The sequence below is a fragment of the Agromyces flavus genome (assembly GCF_900104685.1).
GTDB classification, from domain to species: Bacteria; Actinomycetota; Actinomycetes; order Actinomycetales; family Microbacteriaceae; genus Agromyces; species Agromyces flavus.
Genome location: NZ_LT629755.1, coordinates 247,355 through 265,234, shown reverse-complemented (window position 1 = coordinate 265,234; position 17,880 = coordinate 247,355). Strand labels below are relative to the sequence as shown.

Annotated in this window: 17 protein-coding genes; 2 read left to right on the top strand and 15 right to left on the bottom strand. The window is 71.9% G+C overall.

The window, feature by feature from the left end; all coding sequences use genetic code 11:
* Window positions 1-7: 7 nt before the first annotated feature.
* Window positions 8-865, top strand: a complete 858-nt coding sequence (locus tag BLT99_RS01355; RefSeq protein WP_092668656.1) for a DUF72 domain-containing protein — start codon at window positions 8-10, stop codon at window positions 863-865.
* Here the strand turns inward: BLT99_RS01355 and BLT99_RS01350 are convergent.
* The 6 genes from BLT99_RS01350 to BLT99_RS01325 form a co-directional block, all read right to left on the bottom strand.
* Complete coding sequence (locus tag BLT99_RS01350) at window positions 790-1,629, bottom strand: FAD:protein FMN transferase (protein ID WP_229724791.1); 840 nt, start codon at window positions 1,627-1,629, stop codon at window positions 790-792. The two genes, BLT99_RS01355 and BLT99_RS01350, sit on opposite strands and share 76 nt — an antisense overlap.
* A complete protein-coding gene (locus tag BLT99_RS01345) occupies window positions 1,629-2,189 on the bottom strand; it encodes an FMN-binding protein (protein WP_197675515.1) in 561 nt (186 codons plus the stop codon). The genes BLT99_RS01350 and BLT99_RS01345 overlap by 1 nt, the downstream gene beginning before the upstream one ends.
* Window positions 2,186-3,604, bottom strand: a complete 1,419-nt coding sequence (locus BLT99_RS01340) for a ferredoxin reductase family protein (RefSeq protein ID WP_229724792.1) — start codon at window positions 3,602-3,604, stop codon at window positions 2,186-2,188. Before BLT99_RS01340 ends, BLT99_RS01345 begins: the two co-directional genes overlap by 4 nt.
* Before the next feature lie 78 nt (window positions 3,605-3,682).
* Window positions 3,683-4,225: an NUDIX domain-containing protein gene (locus BLT99_RS01335; protein WP_092668650.1), complete on the bottom strand. Its 543-nt coding sequence runs from the start codon at window positions 4,223-4,225 to the stop codon at window positions 3,683-3,685.
* Complete coding sequence (locus tag BLT99_RS01330; protein ID WP_092668648.1) at window positions 4,222-6,735, bottom strand: ATP-dependent helicase; 2,514 nt, start codon at window positions 6,733-6,735, stop codon at window positions 4,222-4,224. Before BLT99_RS01330 ends, BLT99_RS01335 begins: the two co-directional genes overlap by 4 nt.
* A gap of 89 nt (window positions 6,736-6,824) precedes the next feature.
* The gene (locus BLT99_RS01325) at window positions 6,825-7,904 is read right to left on the bottom strand and encodes a glycerophosphodiester phosphodiesterase family protein (RefSeq protein ID WP_092668646.1); all 1,080 of its coding nucleotides are present in this window, start codon (window positions 7,902-7,904) and stop codon (window positions 6,825-6,827) included.
* A 159-nt stretch (window positions 7,905-8,063) separates the two neighbouring features.
* Between BLT99_RS01325 and BLT99_RS01320 the strand changes: the two genes are divergently transcribed.
* Window positions 8,064-8,870 (top strand): Bax inhibitor-1/YccA family protein, encoded by an 807-nt coding sequence (locus tag BLT99_RS01320; protein ID WP_092668644.1) that lies wholly within the window; start codon window positions 8,064-8,066, stop codon window positions 8,868-8,870.
* A 153-nt stretch (window positions 8,871-9,023) separates the two neighbouring features.
* Here the strand turns inward: BLT99_RS01320 and BLT99_RS01315 are convergent, their stop codons facing one another.
* From BLT99_RS01315 to BLT99_RS01275, 9 genes are all read right to left on the bottom strand, one after another.
* Window positions 9,024-10,295 carry an RNA polymerase sigma factor gene (locus BLT99_RS01315; RefSeq protein WP_197675514.1) on the bottom strand — a complete coding sequence of 424 codons (1,272 nt, stop codon included), beginning with the start codon at window positions 10,293-10,295 and terminating at the stop codon, window positions 9,024-9,026.
* Between the two features lie 23 nt (window positions 10,296-10,318).
* Window positions 10,319-10,774 carry a YciI family protein gene (locus BLT99_RS01310; protein WP_092668640.1) on the bottom strand — a complete coding sequence of 152 codons (456 nt, stop codon included), beginning with the start codon at window positions 10,772-10,774 and terminating at the stop codon, window positions 10,319-10,321.
* A gap of 98 nt (window positions 10,775-10,872) precedes the next feature.
* Window positions 10,873-11,817: an L-lactate dehydrogenase gene (locus tag BLT99_RS01305; RefSeq protein ID WP_092668639.1), complete on the bottom strand. Its 945-nt coding sequence runs from the start codon at window positions 11,815-11,817 to the stop codon at window positions 10,873-10,875.
* Window positions 11,818-11,835: 18 nt separating this feature from the next.
* The gene (guaA, locus tag BLT99_RS01300; RefSeq protein ID WP_092668637.1) at window positions 11,836-13,410 is read right to left on the bottom strand and encodes a glutamine-hydrolyzing GMP synthase; all 1,575 of its coding nucleotides are present in this window, start codon (window positions 13,408-13,410) and stop codon (window positions 11,836-11,838) included.
* Complete coding sequence (locus BLT99_RS01295) at window positions 13,407-13,895, bottom strand: DUF3817 domain-containing protein (RefSeq protein ID WP_092668635.1); 489 nt, start codon at window positions 13,893-13,895, stop codon at window positions 13,407-13,409. Before BLT99_RS01295 ends, guaA begins: the two co-directional genes overlap by 4 nt.
* A 72-nt stretch (window positions 13,896-13,967) precedes the next feature.
* Window positions 13,968-14,513: a HEAT repeat domain-containing protein gene (locus BLT99_RS01290; RefSeq protein ID WP_092668634.1), complete on the bottom strand. Its 546-nt coding sequence runs from the start codon at window positions 14,511-14,513 to the stop codon at window positions 13,968-13,970.
* Window positions 14,514-14,521: 8 nt separating this feature from the next.
* On the bottom strand, window positions 14,522-15,826 hold the full coding sequence (locus BLT99_RS01285; RefSeq protein WP_092668632.1) for a hypothetical protein: 1,305 nt from the start codon (window positions 15,824-15,826) through the stop codon (window positions 14,522-14,524).
* Between the two features lie 150 nt (window positions 15,827-15,976).
* Window positions 15,977-16,948 carry a S1C family serine protease gene (locus BLT99_RS01280; RefSeq protein WP_229724793.1) on the bottom strand — a complete coding sequence of 324 codons (972 nt, stop codon included), beginning with the start codon at window positions 16,946-16,948 and terminating at the stop codon, window positions 15,977-15,979.
* A gap of 60 nt (window positions 16,949-17,008) precedes the next feature.
* Entirely contained in the window at window positions 17,009-17,863 is an 855-nt protein-coding gene (locus BLT99_RS01275) for an SURF1 family protein (protein ID WP_092668630.1), read from the bottom strand.
* Window positions 17,864-17,880 lie beyond the last annotated feature (17 nt).

The following is a 17,880-nucleotide window of genomic DNA, read 5'->3' as shown; positions in this document are numbered from 1 at the left end:
GCATCCGATGTCGGAGGCACGCGTCGGCATCTCGGGATGGCGCTACAAGGGCTGGCGTGGCGTGTTCTACCCGAAGGGGCTCCGGCAGGCCGATGAACTGGCCTACGCCGCCGCGCGCATGACCTCGATCGAGGTGAACGGCTCGTTCTACTCGCTGCAGCGGCCGGCGAACTGGCAGCGCTGGCGCGACGGGACGCCGGACGGATTCGTCTACGCCGTCAAGGGGCCGCGCTTCGTCACGCACATCAAACGGCTCCGCGACATCGAGGCGCCGCTGGCGAACTTCTTCGCGTCGGGCGTGCTCGACCTAGGGCCGAAGCTCGGCCCCGTCCTATGGCAGCTGCCGCCGACGCTCGCGTTCGATGCCGGGCTGCTCGATGCGTTCCTCGGTCGGCTTCCCCGGTCGAGGGCGGATGCCGCGGCGCTCGCGGCCCGCCATGACGAGCGGATGGAGGGACGCGCCTCGTTCGGGGTGGGCGAGGACGCCGGCATCCGGCATGCCGTCGAGGTGCGCCATCCGTCGTTCGAGGACGCCGCCGACGAGTGGGGCGCCGTGCTCGAGCGGCACGGCGTGGCGAGCGTGACGGCCGACACCGCGGGGCGGTACCCGCGCCTGGACCGGACGACGGCGGACTTCGCATACGCACGGTTGCACGGCGAGGAGGAACTCTACGCGTCGGGCTACGATGCCGAGTCGCTCGATCGGTGGGCGGCCTGGACGCGTACCCACCTCGACGCCGGGCGCGATGCGTACCTCTACTTCGACAACGACATCAAGGTGCGCGCGCCCTACGACGCCATGGGCCTGATCGCGCGGCTTCCGCTGCCGCCCGGGCTCGCCGCGCCCGCGACCGAGGCCGGCTGAGCGCGCGGCCACCCCGGCGTCGCGAGCAGTTCGCCGCCACGCGCGATCGCGAGGACGTCGACGTCGAACCGCTCGACGAGCTCGTCGAGCGACGCGCGACCACCGGCGACGATGGCCGTCGCGAGCACGTCGGCCGTCACGAGGTCGGCCGCGACGACGCTCACCTGGACGAACGGGCTCGGCCCCTCGCCCGCGCGCGTCCAGATGTGGTCGCCGCGCTCGGCGCTGCCCGAGGTGGCGATCGCGCGTCGGCGGGCGCCGTCGAGGTCGAACCGGGCGAGCAGGGCCGTGCGGTCGGACGGATCCACGATGCCGATGGCCCAGGGCGACGGCGTCCCGGAGGTCGCGTCCGCGGCCACGAGCACGTCGCCGCCCGCGTCGACCGCCCATTGGGCGAACCCCGCGCGGTCCAGCGCGACCCCCGCCTCCTCGACGGCGAGCGCCTTGACCACGCCGTTCAGGTCGATCACGCCGTCGCCGCGGTGCGGCGTGAAGACGCCGTCCGTGGCGTCCCTCCAGCGGAGCGCGAGCGCGTAGGCGTCCCGCACGTCGGCGCTCGCGTCGGTGAGCGCGAGCTCGCCCCGCCCGACGCGGCTGAGCTCCGACGCGGGATCGAAGAGGCTGCACCGCACCTCCCATCGCGCGAAGATCGCCGCGACGGCGGCCACCGCGGTGTCCGCGTGCACGCCGTCGACGTCGAGTCGGACGCTCACGACCGTGCCCATCGCGGCGAACGCACCGCGCGGAAGGGCCGCCCCATCCATCAGAACCCCGCCTGGTCGAGCGCCGCCTGCAACGACTGCAGGTACGCCGCGCTGGTGTACGTCGCACCGCTCACCATCGCGACCGACGTGGACTGCGCCTGCAGCACCTCGTCCTGCAGCACCGGCTCGGCGCGATTGCTGATCTGGATCGACCGGCCGTCGTGGTCGGTGAGCTGGAGCGCGGTCACGTCCGTGATCGCACCGCCCGAGATGGTGACCTGCACCTGCACGTCGCCGAACCGCGTCGAGACCGTGGTGCCGGTGTACGTTCCGTCCGACCCGCCGCTCGACGTGGTCGAGTCGGCGGATGTCGCGGAGCCGCCCGAGCCGGTCGACTGCGTCGAGTCAGTGCCCGAGGTTCCCCCCGAGATCGCCCCCGACGAGCTCGTGCTGCCGCTGCCTCCGGCCGCGATCGAGCCCGAGTCCGAGCCGGAGTCCGAGCCCGATGACGCGGTTGTGTCCGGCAGGGTCGCTTTCGTAGCGGCGTTGCCGAGCTGCCAGCCGCCGAGGAGGGCCGCGGCCGAGGCCGCGGAGGCCAGGATCATCGCACGTCGTCTCACCAGTCGAACCTCTCGTGATGGATCTGCTCGGGCGCGAGGCCGGCGGCTCGGGCCTCGGTGATCACGCCCTCGGCCCAAGCGCGCGGACCGCAGACATACAGGTCGCTCTCGGCCACGCGCGGCACGAGCGCCGTGAGGTCGAGACCCTGGCGCTCCGCGGCATCCGTGAGCCAGCCCCGACCGCGGCCGCCCGGAACCGTGAGGAGGGTCGCGCCGCGCGAGCGGCACAGTGCGCGGATCTCATCGAGGAGCCATCCGTCGGCCGGCGCCGGCGTGCGCAGCACCACGGTCGCCTCGCCGGGCCGGAACGTCGCCGACTCGAGCAACGAGCGGATGGGCGTCACGCCGATCCCGGCGCCGACGAGCGTCAGGCGCCGTCGGCTGCGCGACGCCTCGCTGAACACGCCGTACGGCCCCTCGATCGCGACCCGCGTGCCGGGGCGGATCCCGGCGATCGTCGCCGAGCCGTCGCCGAGCGCGCGAACCGTGATCCGCAGGTGATCGCCGCGGGGCACCGCCGAGAGGGAGTAGGGGTGCGCCTGCCACCACTGGCCCGCGGCGAGGAAGCGCCAGATGAAGAACTGGCCGCCCGAGGCTCGCAGGCGATCCAGCGTCCGGCCGCGCATCGTGACGGACACGATGCCGTCCCGCGGGTCGCCGACCGGCAGGACCGACTCGACCACGAGCCGGTGCCGCAGGCTGCCGGCGAGTGGCGCGACGACGCGGAATGCGACCACGGCGGCGAGCGTGGCGACGGTCGCGATCATCCAGTACACGCGCTGCCAGGTCCCCTCGGCGAACAGTCCGCCCACGCTGAACTGGTGGGGCAGCGCGGCGAGCACCGCGAGGTACGAGAGCAGGTGGATGAGGTGCCACGCTTCGTAGCGCAGTCGGCGGCGCACCGCCACGAGCGAGCTCACGACGACGGCGAGGAACAGCGCGAAGCCGAGGATCGCGAGCGGCAGGTCGGGCAGCGCCCAGATCGCCAGCGCCTCGGCGACGACGTCGACGCCGTCCGCGATCGCGTACCCGGCGAGCAGCAGCACGCCGTGGGCGATGAGCAGGTAGAGCACGGGCTTGCCGATCCTGCCGTGCAACGCCATCGCGGCGTCGTGGCCGACTGCGCGCTCGATGAGCGGCACGCGCGCCGCGAGCAGCAGCATCACGAGCACGAGGCCGGTCGCCGCGAGACCCGCGATGATGCCCAGCGAGCTCAGCGCGGCGCCGGGGTCACCGAATCGGCTCGCGCCGCCTTCGGCGAGGAACAACGCGATCGCGACCGCGACGGATGCCACGGCGAGCGCCTGCAGTACGTCCACGCGCCACAGCCGGCGCCGCGCACGCATGCCGTGCTCGTCGCCGACGGGGCGCAGGGGTCGCTCGAGGCCTCGAGCGTCGTGGACCAGGAATGCCATGGTGCCATCGTGCGCGTGCGTTCTATCGCCGCCCGATGGGTCGCCTGTGGGCCGGCTGGGAACGTGAGCGTCTGCGGCTCAGCCGACGCGGCCGAGCTCGAGCGCGGCGAACATGAGTGCCGCGACCGTCTCGCCGTCACGGATCTCGCCGTGTCGCAGCATCCGCATGACGTCGCCCCACGGCACGGTGCGGACATGCCTGATGCCCTCTTCGACGGCATCGTGCCCGGCGTGCGATGACGTCCGCAGGCCGGTCGCGAGGAAGACGACCTCGCTCGCGCGGCAGACGCCGTTCAGCGCGTCCATGCGGCCGACCTCACGCCAGTGCGTCGCCTCGAGCCCGGTCTCCTCGAGCAGTTCGCGCTGGGCCGCGACGAGCGGGTCGTCGCCGTCGGCGCCGCCCGCGGGCACCTCGACAGACTCGCCGACGGTGTGCCGGTCGAGCGTGACGAGCACGACCTCGTCGTCGTCGGTCAGCGCGACGACGAACACGGCGACGTTGCGCAGTTCGACGACGCCGTAGATTCCGTCGCTGCCGTCGGGGCGGACGACCGCGTCTTCGGTCACGCGGATCCACGGGTTCTCGTACACGGTCCGCTGCGACCGGACGGGCCAGGTCACAGCTTCTCGATCGGCGCGATCTTGATGAGCAGCTTCTTCTGCCCCGCGGTGTCGAACGCGACGTGCGCGATGCGCTTGCTGCCCTCGCCCGTGACCTGCCGCACGGTGCCCTCGCCGAAGTCGGTGTGCCGGATGCGGTCGCCGACCTCGAGGGTCAGGTCGCCGTTGTCGCGCACCGTGCCGGTGACACGGTTCGCCCACTCGGCCTTCGGCGCCGCGGCCTTCGTGACGCTGAACCGCTCGAGGTCGCGGTCGCGGAGCCCCCAGGCGCCGCCGGACCCGCCGCTGCCGTAGCCGCCGCGGCGCGCGTTGAGCGCTCGCGGCTGGGTGCCGCCGCGGCTGGTCGCCATGCCGGGCGACTGCTTCCAGTCGATGAGCTCGTCGGGGATCTCCTGCAGGTATCGACTCGGCATCGCGACCGACACCTCGCCGAACTGGGCCCGGCTCATCGCGAGCGAGAGGTAGAGCCGCTTGCGGGCCCGAGTGATGCCGACGTAGAAGAGGCGCCGCTCCTCGGCCGGCCCGCCCGGCTCGGTCGCGGACATCTGGTGCGGCAGCAGGCCCTCCTCGATGCCGGTGAGGAACACCGCGTGGTACTCGAGGCCCTTGGCGGTGTGCAGCGTCATGAGCGACACCGTGCCCGACGCATCGTCGAGCTCGTCGGCCGCAGCCACGAGCGAGACCTGCGTGAGGAAGTCGACCAGCCCGGCGCCCGGGTTCTCGCGGTCGAAGTCCTTGGTCTGCGCGAGCAGTTCCTCGACGTTCTCGGCGCGCGTCTCGTCTTGCGGGTCGCGGCTGTTGCGGAGCGTCTCGACCAGGCCCGAGCGGTCGAGCAGGTGAGCGAGCACGTCGGAGACCTTCGCGGCGCCCTCGTTCGTGCCCTCGTCGATGCCCTTCTGCGAGGGCACGAGCATCGCGGCCGCCTCGTCGAGCAGGTTCGCGAGGTCGAGGATCGCCTTCGTGACCTTCGGCCCGAGTCCGAGGCCGTCGGCAGCGCGCATCGCCTGCCGGAACGAGAGGTCGTTCTGCTCGGCGAAGCTCGCGATCGAGGTCTCGGTGGCGGGGCCGATGCCGCGCTTCGGCGTGTTCAGGATGCGACGGATCGCGAGCTCGTCGAGCGGGTTCGCGACCGCGATGAGGTAGGCCATCGCGTCCTTGATCTCGGCGCGCTCGTAGAACTTCGTGCCGCCGACGACCCGGTACGGCAGGGCGGAGCGGACGAAGATCTCTTCCAGCGCTCGGGTCTGCGCGTTGGTGCGGTAGAAGACCGCGATGTCGCGATAGGCGACGCCGGCGCGGTGCAGCGCCTCGATCTCGTCGGCGACGAACTGCGCCTCGTCGTGCGCCGAGTACCCCGTGTAGCCGGTGATCTTGTCGCCGTCGCCGTCGGCCGTCCAGAGCTTCTTCTCTTTCCGGTCGAAGTTGTTCGCGATCACGGCGTTGGCGGCGCTCAGGATGTTCTGCGTCGACCGGTAGTTCTGCTCGAGCAGCACGACCTTCGCGCCCGGGAAGTCGCGCTCGAACTCGACGATGTTGCGGATGTCGGCGCCCCGGAACGCGTAGATGGACTGGTCGGAGTCGCCGACCACCGTGAGGCTCGCGCCCGGGATCCGCCCCGAGGCATCCGTCATGCCCCGCACCAGCACGCCGTGCTCGTCGAGCTCGGCGACGACGTCGGGTTCGACGGGCCTCGTGAGTTCGCGGATCAGCGCGTACTGCGCGTGGTTGGTGTCCTGGTACTCGTCGACGAGGATGTGCCGGAACCGCCGCTGGTAGAGCGCTGCGACCTTGGGGAACGCCCGGAACAGGTAGACCGTCTCGCTGATGAGGTCGTCGAAGTCGAGCGCGCTCGCATCGCGCAGCCGCCGGGTGTACTGGCGGAAGATCTCGAGGAACATCACGTCGTTCGGGTCGTTCGTGTTGACGTTCCGGGCGTAGGTCTCGACATCGCTGAGCTCGTTCTTGAGCTTGGAGATCTTCGCCTGCGCGCTCGCGGGCGTGAAGCCGAGCGTGTCGGCGTCGAGCTCCTTGATGATGCGCTTGAGGATGGTGCGCTGGTCGGCCGAGTCGTAGATCGTGAAGGTGGTCGACAGGCCCATGGCCGCCGCCTCGCGGCGAAGGATTCGCACGCACGCCGAGTGGAACGTCGAGATCCACATGCCGCCGGCGGCCTCGCCGAGCAGCGCCTCGACGCGTTCGCGCATCTCGGCCGCGGCCTTGTTCGTGAACGTGATCGCGAGGATCTGGCTGGGCCACGCCTCGCGCCCGTCGATGAGGCTCGCGATCCGGTGCGTCAGCACGCGGGTCTTGCCCGATCCGGCGCCCGCCACGATGAGCAGCGCCTCGCCGCGATACTCGACCGCTTCGCGCTGCTGCGGGTTGAGCCCGGCGGTCAGGCGATCGGATGCCGCGGGGCCGGCGCCCTGCGGCCCGCCCCCGCGCTTATCGGAAGCCGCGACGGGCGCCTCGCGCCAGCCGGTGGGGTCGTCGGGGTGGAGGATCAGCGTCATGTCCTCTCAAGTCTAGGCGCGCCATCCGACAGCCCGCCCGAGGTGATGCTGTCGGGCGGGGGGCGGATCCTGCGCGCCGCGCAGGGCGGTCAGCCGCCCGCGGCCACGCGGCGGGCCTCGATGCCGAGGTCGGGGTGGTCGAGGAAGATGCCGTCGAGCCCGGTCTCGATGATGCGCGTGAACTCGCCGAGCCAGTCGCCCCACGCGGCACGCGCGGTGCCGCGACGGTTCGGCTGCGCGAGGAAGCGGTTCTCGGGGCGGAGCGTCCACGTGTAGACGGCGAGACCCGCGGCGTGCGCGGCGTCGACGAGCTCGGACCCCTGCAGCGGCGCACCGTTCGCCGCGCGTCGCCCGGCGGCTGCGACATCCGTCGACGACCCCGGCCCGCCGACGAGGCGCGACTTGCCGACGCTCACGCCGTCGACGGCCCCGGCGAGGCCGAGCAGCCCCTCCTCGGTGACGAACGAGTCGTACGTGCGTGCCCGCCCGTCGGTGCCGCCCGCCGCCGCGACGAGGTCCCAGGGTGCGCCGCGATCCTCGACGAGCAGCACCTTCGTGCCCGCGATCCCGCGGTCGCGCAGGCGCTGGAGCAGCGTCGGCTCGAACGACTCCGAGATGAGGCGCCCGTCGCCCCGGCCCCATCCGCCGGCGGTGAGCTCGGCCGCGAACAGCTCGTCGAGCGGCAGGCCCAGCCCCGCGAAGTGCGTCGCGTGCTTGAACTCCGCGACCAGCCGGATGTCGCGACCCGAGTCGTCGGACGCGGCATCCAGCAGCGTGAGCAGGTCGCGGAAGCGGATGATCGGATACCGGCCGTCGAACGTCGCGCTGTGCTGCCGGACGCCGCCGAGGCGCTCGGTCGCGCGGAGCGTGGACAGCTCGGCCCACGTGAAATCCTCGGTGAACCAGCCGGTGAGCGCCTTCCCGTCGACTTCGCGTGTGGTGCGCCGCGACGCGAACTCGGGGCGGGACGCGACATCCGTCGTGCCCGAGATCTCGTTCTCGTGGCGCAGTACGAGCACCCCGTCGCGCGTGGCGACCAGATCGGGCTCGACGGCGTCGACGCCGAGTGCGAACGCGAGCCGGTACGAGGCCTCGGTGTGCTCGGGCCGGTACCCCGGCGCGCCGCGGTGCCCGATCACGAGGGGACGCTCTGCGGGGCCGGCCTGCATCCCCTCAGCGTAGCCACGGCGCTCCGCGCGCCCGCGGAATTCCGCGCGGATTCACGGCGTTGACTCTGCTGAACCCGCTAGGTTGGAGGGACGCGGACAGATCCGTCCGCACGATTCCCCTCCACCCGACGGAAAGCCGAAAGCAGAGGAACCACAGCAATGGCTCTCAACAACCCCGCCTTCTCACGTAACGAGGCGTTCTCCAACCAGGGGGCGGTGGCTGTCGCGCAGGACATGTCCGCCCAGCAGCTGCAGGACATGTACAACCAGCCTGCGACCCTTCCCGACCGCGAGGTCATGACGATCGAGGACTCGATCGCGAAGTCGGCTGCCGCGTTCGGCGTGCTGCTCGTCGGTGCGGCGATCGGCTGGCTGACGTTCCAGTCCGTGCCGTTCCTCTGGGTCGGCGCCGGTCTGGTCGGCTTCGTGCTCGCGCTCGTCAACATCTTCAAGAAGGAGCCCTCGCCCGCCCTGGTACTCGCCTACGCGGGCGTCGAGGGCGTCTTCGTCGGCGGCATCTCGGCCTGGTACGAGTACATGTTCGGCGGCGGCATCGTCGCCCAGGCGGTCATCGCGACCCTCGTCGTCGTCGGCGTGACGCTCGCGCTGTTCGCCTCGGGCAAGATCCGGGCATCGGCTCGCGCGACGAAGATCTTCCTCATCGCGATGGTCGGCTATCTCGTCTTCTCGCTCGTCAACATCGGCCTCATGCTCTTCAATGTGACCGACGATCCGTGGGGCCTCCGCGGCGCCGAGATCATGGGCATCCCGCTGGGCGTCATCATCGGCGTCCTCGTCGTGATCATGGCCGCGTACTCGCTCGTGCTCGACTTCGACTTCATCCAGCAGGGCGTTCGCAACCGCGCCCCAAGGAAGTACGGCTGGACCGGCGCCTTCGGCATCATGGTCACGGTCGTCTGGCTGTACCTCGAGATCCTGCGCATCCTCGCGATCGCGCGCGACTAGCACTCGATCCACCCGAACGGGCCGTCCCCTCGGGGGCGGCCCGTTCCGCGTCCGCGGACTCCGCTGAAGTGCCGTTTCCGCGCTGGAGGGACTGCTGCTTCCCTCACTCCAGCGCAGGAACGGTACTCAGGCGGGAGGCGGTGCTCGGTGGGGTCAGCGCGCGTCGGGTCGCGACGCTCGCGCGAGCAGCACCGCGCGCTCGCGCTCGTTGGCCGTGAGTCGCGCCGCCTCCGCGAACGCCTCGCGCGCGTCATCCGCCCGCCCGAGCCGTTCGAGGAGCTCAGCTCGCACCGCCTGCAGCGGGTGGTAGTTCGCGAGGCGCCCGTCGGCCGCGAGCCCGTCGACGATCGCGAGTCCGGCCTCCGCTCCGTCGGCCATGGCGACGGCGACGGCGCGGTTGAGCTCGACCACCGGTGACGGCGCCACCTGCTCGAGCGCTTCATAGAGCGCGACGATCGTCGGCCAGTCGGTGTCGTCGACGGATGGCGCGATGTCGTGCTGCTCGGCGATCGCCGCCTGCAGGCTGTAGGCGCCCCGTCCGCGCCCGATCGCGTCGGCACGCGCGAGCGCCGCGCGCCCGCGCGTGATCGCCGAACGGTCCCACCGCCGCCGGTCCTGGTCTGGGAGCAGCACCGGATCACCGTGGGCGTCGAGCCGCGCCGGGAACCGCGCCGCCGTGAGCTCCATGAGTGCGACGAGGCCGTGCACCTCGGGCTCGCGGGGCACGAGCCCCGCCAGGATGCGGCCGAGTCGCAGCGCTTCGCGGCTCAGTTCGGGCCGCATGAGGTCGTCGCCGGCCGACGCCGAGTGCCCCTCGTTGAAGATCAGGTACAGCACGCCGAGCACCGTGCCGAGTCGCGCCGGGAACTCCGACCGCGGCGGCACCTCGAAGGGGACGCCCGCGTCGCCGAGCGTCTTCTTCGCGCGCACGATGCGCTGCTGCACGGTCGAGACGGGCACGAGGAACGCGCGCGCGATCTCGTCGGTCGTGAGGCCTCCGACGACCCGCAGCGTGAGTGCGACGCGCGCCTCGCGCGAGAGCACCGGATGGCACGACACGAACACGAGCCGGAGCACGTCGTCGTCGATCGCGTCGGGGTCGTACGGCAGGTCGCCGGTGGCATCGGCCGCCTCGGCCTGCTCGCGCTCGAGGTCGTGCGCGATCGCGGCGAGCCGCTCGTCGTACCGCTCGCGGCGGCGCCATCCGTCGATCGCCCGCCGCTTGCCGACGGCGGTGAGCCAGGCGCCCGGGTTCGACGGGATGCCCGAGGCCGGCCACTGGGCGAGCGCTTCGGCGAGCGCATCCTGGGCGAGGTCCTCGGCGAGCGCGAAGTCGCCGACTATGCGCGTGAGCGTCGCGACGATGCGCGCCGACTCGATGCGCCAGACGGCGGCGACGGCCCGCCGGGCGGACTCGGGGTCCACCGGACGAGCCGTCGCGTCGGTCGTCACGCCTTGGTCGCGGCGCGTCGGGCGTCCTCAGCGAGACGCTCGGCCTGCTCGGCGCGCCAGCCGACCTCCTTCTGGATCCATTCGTTGTCCTGCGGGAAGTCCTCGATCTCGGACACGCGACGCACCTCGAGCTTCGAGCCGGGGCCGAGCGGGCAGCGCTTGGCCCACTCCGCGGCCTCCTCCTTCGAGGCGACGTCGAGGATCCAGAACCCGTTGAACAGCTCCTTGGTCTCGCCGTACGGGCCGTCGGTGACGAGCGGCGGCTCGGAGGAGAAGTCGACGACGAACCCCTCGCTCGCGTCGGTCAGGCCCTCGCCGGCGAGCATCACGCCGGCCTTCATGAGCTCCTCGTTGTAGCGACCCATGGCCGCGATGACCTCGTCGAACGGCAGGTCCTGGTAGGCCTCGACGGCCTCGTCGCTGGCCCGCATGATGAGCATGTACCGCGTCATGGTGAATCTCCTCCGGTGTTCGGGTCGCCCTTCGACCCTCTCACTCATGGCGTCGAACGGGAAGCCGCCCGATCGACACCGTCGCCAAGAAATTCTGCTCAGATGCCGAGCGTCGCGCCCGCGGCCCTGATCGCGTCGGCGGATGCCGCGAGCAGCGCCTCCTCGTCGGCCGACATCGGCGTCTCCTCGACCGCGTTCGCGCCGTCGCCGCCGACGACGCTCGGCAGCGACAGCGCGACCCCGTCGATGCCTCGGACGCCCGAGAGCACCGTGCTCACGGGCAGCACCGCACGCTCGTCGCGGAGCACCGCCTCGACGATGCGCGCGCCGGTGAGGCCGATGGCGTAGTTCGTGGCGCCCTTGCCCCGGATCACGGTGTACGCCGCGTTGCGCACCTCGTGCGCGATGCCGTCGAGTTCCTGGCGCGTGAACGGCTCGCCGCCCTGCCAGTCGAGGATCGGCACGGGCCCGATGCGCGCGTTCGACCACAGGGGGAACTCGGTGTCGCCGTGCTCGCCCACGATGTCGGCGTGCACGCTGGCCGTCGTGACGCCGGCGCGCTTCGCGAGGAGCCAGCGAAGCCGCGACGTGTCGAGCACCGTGCCCGACCCGAACACGCGCTCGGGCGGAAGCCCGCTGATGCGCTGCGCAGCGAGCGTGAGCACGTCGACCGGGTTCGTGACGAGCACGTAGATCGCGTGGGGCGCGCGCTCGAGCAGCCCCGGCAGCAGCCGCTCGAGGATGCCGACGTTGGTGCCGGCGAGCTCCATCCGGCTCTGGCCGGGCTGCTGCTTGGCCCCGGCGGTGATGACGACGACGTGCGACCCCGCGACCACGTCGAGGTCGGCGCCGCCGATCACGCTCGACCGGGTGAACTGCGTGCCATGCGCGAGATCGAGCACCTCGGCCTCGACCTTCTCAGTCGCGATGTCGTAGAGCGCGACCTGCGACGCCGATTCGCGGATGAGCGCGGCGTAGGCGAGGCTCGTGCCGACGCTCCCCGCTCCGACGACCGACAGCTTCGAGTTCTCGACGACGCCCATGCGGCTCAGGCTAGCCGCTCACTCCCATTCGATGGTGCCCGGCGGCTTCGACGTGACGTCGAGCACGACGCGGTTCACCTCGCGCACCTCGTTGGTGATGCGGTTCGAGATGCGCGCGAGCACCTCGTAGGGCAGGCGAGTCCAGTCGGCCGTCATCGCGTCTTCCGACGACACCGGTCGGAGCACGATCGGGTGGCCGTAGGTGCGGCCGTCGCCCTGCACGCCCACCGAGCGCACGTCGGCGAGCAGCACGACCGGGCACTGCCAGATCTCTTGGTCGAGGCCCGCCGCGGTGAGCTCGGCGCGCGCGATGGCGTCGGCCTCTCGCAGCGTCTCGAGCCGGTCGCGAGTGACCTCGCCGACGATGCGGATGCCGAGGCCCGGGCCGGGGAACGGCTGACGACCCACGATCGCCTCGGGCAGGCCGAGCTCGCGGCCGATGGCGCGCACCTCGTCCTTGAAGAGGGTGCGCAGCGGCTCGACGAGCTCGAACTGGAGGTCTTCGGGCAGGCCGCCGACGTTGTGGTGGCTCTTGATGTTCGCGGTGCCGGTGCCGCCGCCCGACTCGACCACGTCGGGGTAGAGGGTGCCCTGCACGAGGTAGTGGATGGGCTCGCCGTCGGCCTCGGCCTCGGCGACGAGGTCGCGCTCGGCCCGCTCGAAGGCGCGGATGAACTCCCGGCCGATGATCTTGCGCTTCTCCTCGGGGTCGGTGACCCCGGCGAGCGCGTCGAGGAACGTGTCCCGGGCATCCACGGTGACGAGCCGGATGCCGGTCGCTGCGACGTAGTCGACCTCGACCTGCTTGCGCTCGTCCTTGCGGAGCAGACCGTGGTCGACGAACACGCACACGAGCTGGTCGCCGACGGCCTCGTGCACGATCGCCGCCGCGACGGCCGAGTCGACGCCGCCCGACAGGCCCGCGATCACCCGGCCCGCACCGACCTGCTCGCGGATGCGGGCCACCTGCTCGGCGATGACGTTGCCCGAGTTCCAGTCGGCGGGGATGCCGGCGGCGCGATGCAGGAAGTTCTCGATGACGTCCTGGCCGAACGGCGTGTGCTTGACCTCGGGATGCCACTGCACGCCGTAGAAGCCCTGCGCGTCGTTCGCGAACGCCGCGACGGGCGTGTCGGCCGTCGACGCGAGCACGTCGAAGCCCTCGGGCGCGACGGCCACCGAGTCGCCGTGGCTCATCCACACCGTCTGGTGCTCGGGCTGTCCGCCGAGCAGCGCGTTGCCGTCGACGCGCAGCGTCGCCTCGGTCGAGCCGTACTCGCGGCGGCCGGTATGCGCGACCTCGCCGCCGAGCTGCTGCGCCATGACCTGGAAGCCGTAGCAGATGCCGAGCGTCGGGACGCCGAGCTCGAGGATGCCGGGATCGAGCGCCGGCGCCCCCTCTTCATACACCGACGACGGACCGCCCGAGAGGACGATGCCGATCGGGTCCATCGCCCGCACCTCGTCGGCGCTGATCGTGTGCGGCACGATCTCGGAGTAGACGGATGCCTCGCGCACGCGTCGCGCGATCAGCTGCGCGTACTGTGCGCCGAAGTCGACGACGAGCACGGGGCGCTGCTGGGTCTCGCTCACTGGGCGGCCTCCACGGATTCGGATTCGGACTGAGGGCGCGTGGCCGCGGCATCCGCTTCACGCTCGGCGAGGTAGCCGCGCACCTCGCGCGCGATGCGCGCCTCGAGGAAGAACGACAGGAACGGCACGATGCCGCCGGACGCCAGGAGCAGCAGGCGCGGGAAGTGCCAGCGCATGAGGCTCCACAGGCGGAAGTTGCTGAAGAGGTACACGACGTAGAACCAGCCGTGCGCGATGAGGATGCCCGTCGAGAGATTCACCCCCGTGCCGGTGGACTCGAGGCCCTCGGGCGTCTCGACGACCGGCTCGAACGAGAGCAGCCCGTTCGGACCGAACGCGAACAGCTCGAGGTGCCACACGTACTTCAGCAGCATCTCGGTGCACAGCAGCAGCAGCATGACGCCCGTGATGACCGAGCAGACCATGTAGAACTTCAGGGCCGCGCGGATGCGCGGGAAATCAGCCGATTTGGGCTCGAGGGGCATGGCGTCCAGTCTACGGGGCGGTCGGGTGGGCGATGCCCGAGTCGGATGGCGCGGGTTCGGGCCGCGCGCGAGTCAGCGTCCCGGCATCCCGCCCGACTCCCCCGGCATGAGCCCGCCGCGCTCACCCGGCATCCCCGCGGCGCCCGTATCCGGCCGTTCGCCCGGCATGAGGCCGCCGGTCGGAGGCGCCTCGGGCGCGCCCTCCGGCCCCTCGTTCGCGGACTCCGTGCCGACCTCCTCGAGGCGCGCGACGAGCTCCTCGCTCGGGTTGACGGGCACCGCGGTCCGCGCGACCTTCCGGACGCCCTCGTCGGGATCGGCGACGAGCTCGGCGAGCACCACGCTCGCGTCCTCCTCGGGCAGGTTGGCCGCCGACGCGGCGGCAGCCACCCGCACGATCGGATCGTCGCTCGCCGCGGCGGAGCGCACGACCTCGCGCGCCTCGTCGCCCGTGAACAGTCCGGCTGCGTAGGCCGCCTTCGACGCGATCATGGGCTCGTCGGAGGCGATCAGCGCCTGCAGGTGCTTGAGCGCCCCGGGTCCGAGCTGCACCACCTCGGTGTAGTCGGGCTCCTCCGGATCGAGCGCGGCGCGAACCTGTTTCATCGTCACTGCCATGGCTCCCCCTAGATGTCCTGCGTGAGTGCGCTGTTCAGCATCGTCGTGCGCTCGGATCCGATGATGTCGGGCGGCGGGTTGGTGATGTTCGCCGTGCCGTTGCCCGTCATCAGCCGGTCGTTGTCGTTGACGTGGAACAGCCCGAGGACGTGCCCGACCTCGTGGCCGAGCGTCCACTGCGTCGCGCCCTGGACGACCACGGCACCGGGTCGGCCGGCCGGGTGCGCGGCACACCCGTTGAACGGCGGCACCGTCGAGCGGACGAAGTACACGACGACGTCGTTCGCGCCCGCGTTGTTGCGGTTGGCGAAGAGCGCGTTCTGCTCGGCCGTCGTGTTGCCGAGCGTGCACGCACCGACATCCACGTCGTTCAGGGTCGGCAGGTTGAGGTTCTCGGTGGACGCGTGCTCCACCGCGATGCCGACGCTCGCATACACGTCGCGCATGCGCTGCAGCATGGTGGCGATGGGGATGTTCGGCGCGGTGAGCACCTTGGCGTGCACCCGCACGGTGGGCACGGCCGACCACCACTTGTGCCACATCGCACTGTCGGTGCCCATCACGAACGTGTCGATGCGGTTCGGCCCCCACGACACGGCCGCCGGAGCACTCGTGAGCACGCCGCCCAGCGACTCCCAGCCGCTCCATCCGTTCTGGAACCACTTGTGCCACATGGCGCTGTCGGTCCCGGCGACGAAGACGTCGAGTCGGCCCGGCCTCCATGAGGAGACGGCGGGGGTCGAGGTGAGGATGCCGCCGAGCGACTCCCAGCCGCTCCATCCGCCGTCGAACCACTTGTGCCACAGCGCGCTGTCGGTGCCCGCGCCGAAGACGTCGATGCGGCCGCGGCCCCATGACACGGCGCCGGGGCCGGACGTCAGCACGCCGCCGAGGCTCTCCCACCCGCTCCAGCCGCCGTCGAACCACTTGTGCCACAGGGCGCTGTCGGTGCCTCGAGCGAACACGTCGAGACGGCCCGACGCCCACGAGCAGACCGCGGGCTCCGAGGTCAGTACGCCGCCCAGGCTCTCCCAGCCGCTCCATCCACCGTCGAACCACTTGTGCCACAATGCGCTGTCAGTGCCGCGCACGAACACGTCGATGCGCCCCCGGCCCCACGAGACCGCCGCGGGCGACGACGTGAGGATGCCGCCGAGGCTCTCCCAGCCGCTCCATCCGCCGTCGAACCACTTGTGCCAGAGCGCGCTGTCCGTGCCGCGCACGAAGCAGTCCAGGCGGCCGTTGCTCCACGAGCTGACCGCCGGACCGGACGTGAGCACGCCTCCGAGCGATTCCCAACCGAGCCACGTCATCTCGACCTCCCCCAGGTCGCATGCCGGATCGCCGATTCGGCGATTGTCCCCCGAGCCGCCGGCCCCCCGACCGTCCGACTCCGCCCGATTCTCCTCGCCCTCACGGTGGGCGTCAACAAGAGTTCGAGGTTTCCTCGCGTTCGCCGGGGATCATGCCCCGACGAGCTCGCGCGGGACCACGAACACGTCCACGAGCGCGCCGCCGCGCCACAGCGTCATCTCGACCTCGCGGTCGATCGCGTCTTCGACCATCAGTCGCTGGATGGAGGTCGCGGTCACGATCCCGGTGCCGTCGAGGCTCACGGCGATGTCGCCGGCCCGGATGTTCGCGACCTCCGCGGGACTTCCGGGCACGACGGCCGTCACCTGCAGGCCGGTGGTCGAGCCGATCCGTGCCGCGAGCTCGGGCGCGAGCCGGACCTGCGCGCCGGCGATGCCGAGCCACGCCCGGCGCACCCTGCCGCGGGCGACGAGTGCGTCGATGATCGCGCGGGTCGCCGGGTTGATCGGGACCGCGAGTCCGAGGCCGACCCCCGCGACCGCGGTGTTCACCCCGACCATGCGGCCGAGCCCGTCGGCGAGGGCGCCGCCGCTGTTGCCGGGGTTCAGCGCGGCATCCGTCTGGATCACCTCGTCGACGACGCGACCGGCCGCCGTCGGCAGCGACCGACCGAGGCTCGACACGATGCCGGCCGTCACGCTGCCGGCGAAGCCGAGGGGCGTGCCCAGCGCGACGACGAGCTGGCCCACGCGCAGCTCGCGCGCGTCGCCGAGCGGCACCGGCGCGGGCAGCGCGCCGTGCGCGCGCAGCACCGCGAGGTCGGAGAGCGGGTCGCGGCCGATGACGTCGGCGTCGACCGAGGTGCCGTCGCCGAACGACGCCTCGGCACGATCGGCGCCGACGACCACGTGCGCGCTCGTCAGGAGCACGCCGTCGTCGGAGATGACGCTCGCGCTGCCGGTGCCCTGGCCGCGCCGGGACCGCACGGCGAGGCTGGCCATGCTCGGCAGCAGGTCGTGCGCCACCTGGGTCACGATCCTGGAGTAGGCGTCGAGCGGCTCCTCGGCGCGTCCGCCGGTCGTGTCGTCGGTCTCGGGCCCGGTGCGGTCGTCATCGCTCACACCGGCATCCTCACCCCGTGGGCGGATGTCGCGACCGCAGTTCGCCGCAGGCGGAACGCGTCAGCGCCCGGTCGGCTCGCCGCCGGCCGTGCCCGAACCGCCGGATGCGCGGGTGGAGCCGGCCGCCCCGGCCTCCGCCGCCGCGAGCTCGGCCTCCTCGCGCTCGCGCTGGACCGCATCCTTCACGAGCCGGTACCAGAGGAACACCGCGAAGCCGGCGAACACGACCCACTCGATCGCGTAGAACACGTTGAGCCAGTTCAGCTGGGCCTCCTGCTCGGGCGGCGGCGAGGAGATCGCCTCGAGCCCGGCCACCGGCTCGGCGGCGGTGACGTAGCCGAAGTACACGGGCCGATCGTCGTAGTCGGCCCAGACGTTGATGAGGTGCGCGACCGCGACCGTGGTCATCGCGTTCGGGTCGTCGTCCTCGGCGGGCACGACGGGGGCCTCGCTCGGCAGGAAGCGGCCGACGACCTCGACCTGGACGGCCATGTCGGCGTCGACCGGGAGCCCGGCCTCGAAGTCGGCGAGGGCGTCGCGCGCGGTCTGCTCGTCGGCCGCCCAGCCGAGCGCCACCGGGAGGCCACCGGGTGCGGCATCCGTCACCTCGAGGTGGGCGACCACCCACCATCCGGCGACGCCGTCGTTGAGGCGGCCCTGGACGAGCACGGTGTCACCGGGCACGATCGTGCCGCGCACGGACACCCGCTGGCCGGTCGCCGACTGGTCGGTGGGACCGTCGGGACGGGCGACCTCGGCGAGGGGGCGGACCTGCTCGGTGGGCCGTTCGACGACCGTGGCCTCCTCGACGGCGCGGCCGACCTGCCACTGCGCGAGGATGGCGAACGCCGCCGCCACCCCGAGCGCGGCGAGCAGGGCGAGCACCCACCGCGGGCGCAGCATCATCCGGAGCATGTCCCGGCGATTCTATC

Excerpts from the sequence above, each read along its gene's own strand:
- BLT99_RS01355 (WP_092668656.1), top strand. The coding sequence starts at position 8 with ATGTCGGAGGCACGCGTCGGCATCTCGGGATGGCGCTACAAGGGCTGG.
- BLT99_RS01350 (WP_229724791.1), bottom strand. The coding sequence starts at position 1,629 with ATGGATGGGGCGGCCCTTCCGCGCGGTGCGTTCGCCGCGATGGGCACG.
- BLT99_RS01340 (WP_229724792.1), bottom strand. The coding sequence starts at position 3,604 with ATGGCATTCCTGGTCCACGACGCTCGAGGCCTCGAGCGACCCCTGCGC.
- BLT99_RS01330 (WP_092668648.1), bottom strand. The coding sequence starts at position 6,735 with ATGACGCTGATCCTCCACCCCGACGACCCCACCGGCTGGCGCGAGGCG.
- BLT99_RS01325 (WP_092668646.1), bottom strand. The coding sequence starts at position 7,904 with ATGCAGGCCGGCCCCGCAGAGCGTCCCCTCGTGATCGGGCACCGCGGC.
- BLT99_RS01320 (WP_092668644.1), top strand. The coding sequence starts at position 8,064 with ATGGCTCTCAACAACCCCGCCTTCTCACGTAACGAGGCGTTCTCCAAC.
- BLT99_RS01310 (WP_092668640.1), bottom strand. The coding sequence starts at position 10,774 with ATGACGCGGTACATGCTCATCATGCGGGCCAGCGACGAGGCCGTCGAG.
- BLT99_RS01305 (WP_092668639.1), bottom strand. The coding sequence starts at position 11,817 with ATGGGCGTCGTCGAGAACTCGAAGCTGTCGGTCGTCGGAGCGGGGAGC.
- BLT99_RS01295 (WP_092668635.1), bottom strand. The coding sequence starts at position 13,895 with ATGCCCCTCGAGCCCAAATCGGCTGATTTCCCGCGCATCCGCGCGGCC.
- BLT99_RS01290 (WP_092668634.1), bottom strand. The coding sequence starts at position 14,513 with ATGGCAGTGACGATGAAACAGGTTCGCGCCGCGCTCGATCCGGAGGAG.
- BLT99_RS01285 (WP_092668632.1), bottom strand. The coding sequence starts at position 15,826 with ATGACGTGGCTCGGTTGGGAATCGCTCGGAGGCGTGCTCACGTCCGGT.
- BLT99_RS01275 (WP_092668630.1), bottom strand. The coding sequence starts at position 17,863 with ATGCTCCGGATGATGCTGCGCCCGCGGTGGGTGCTCGCCCTGCTCGCC.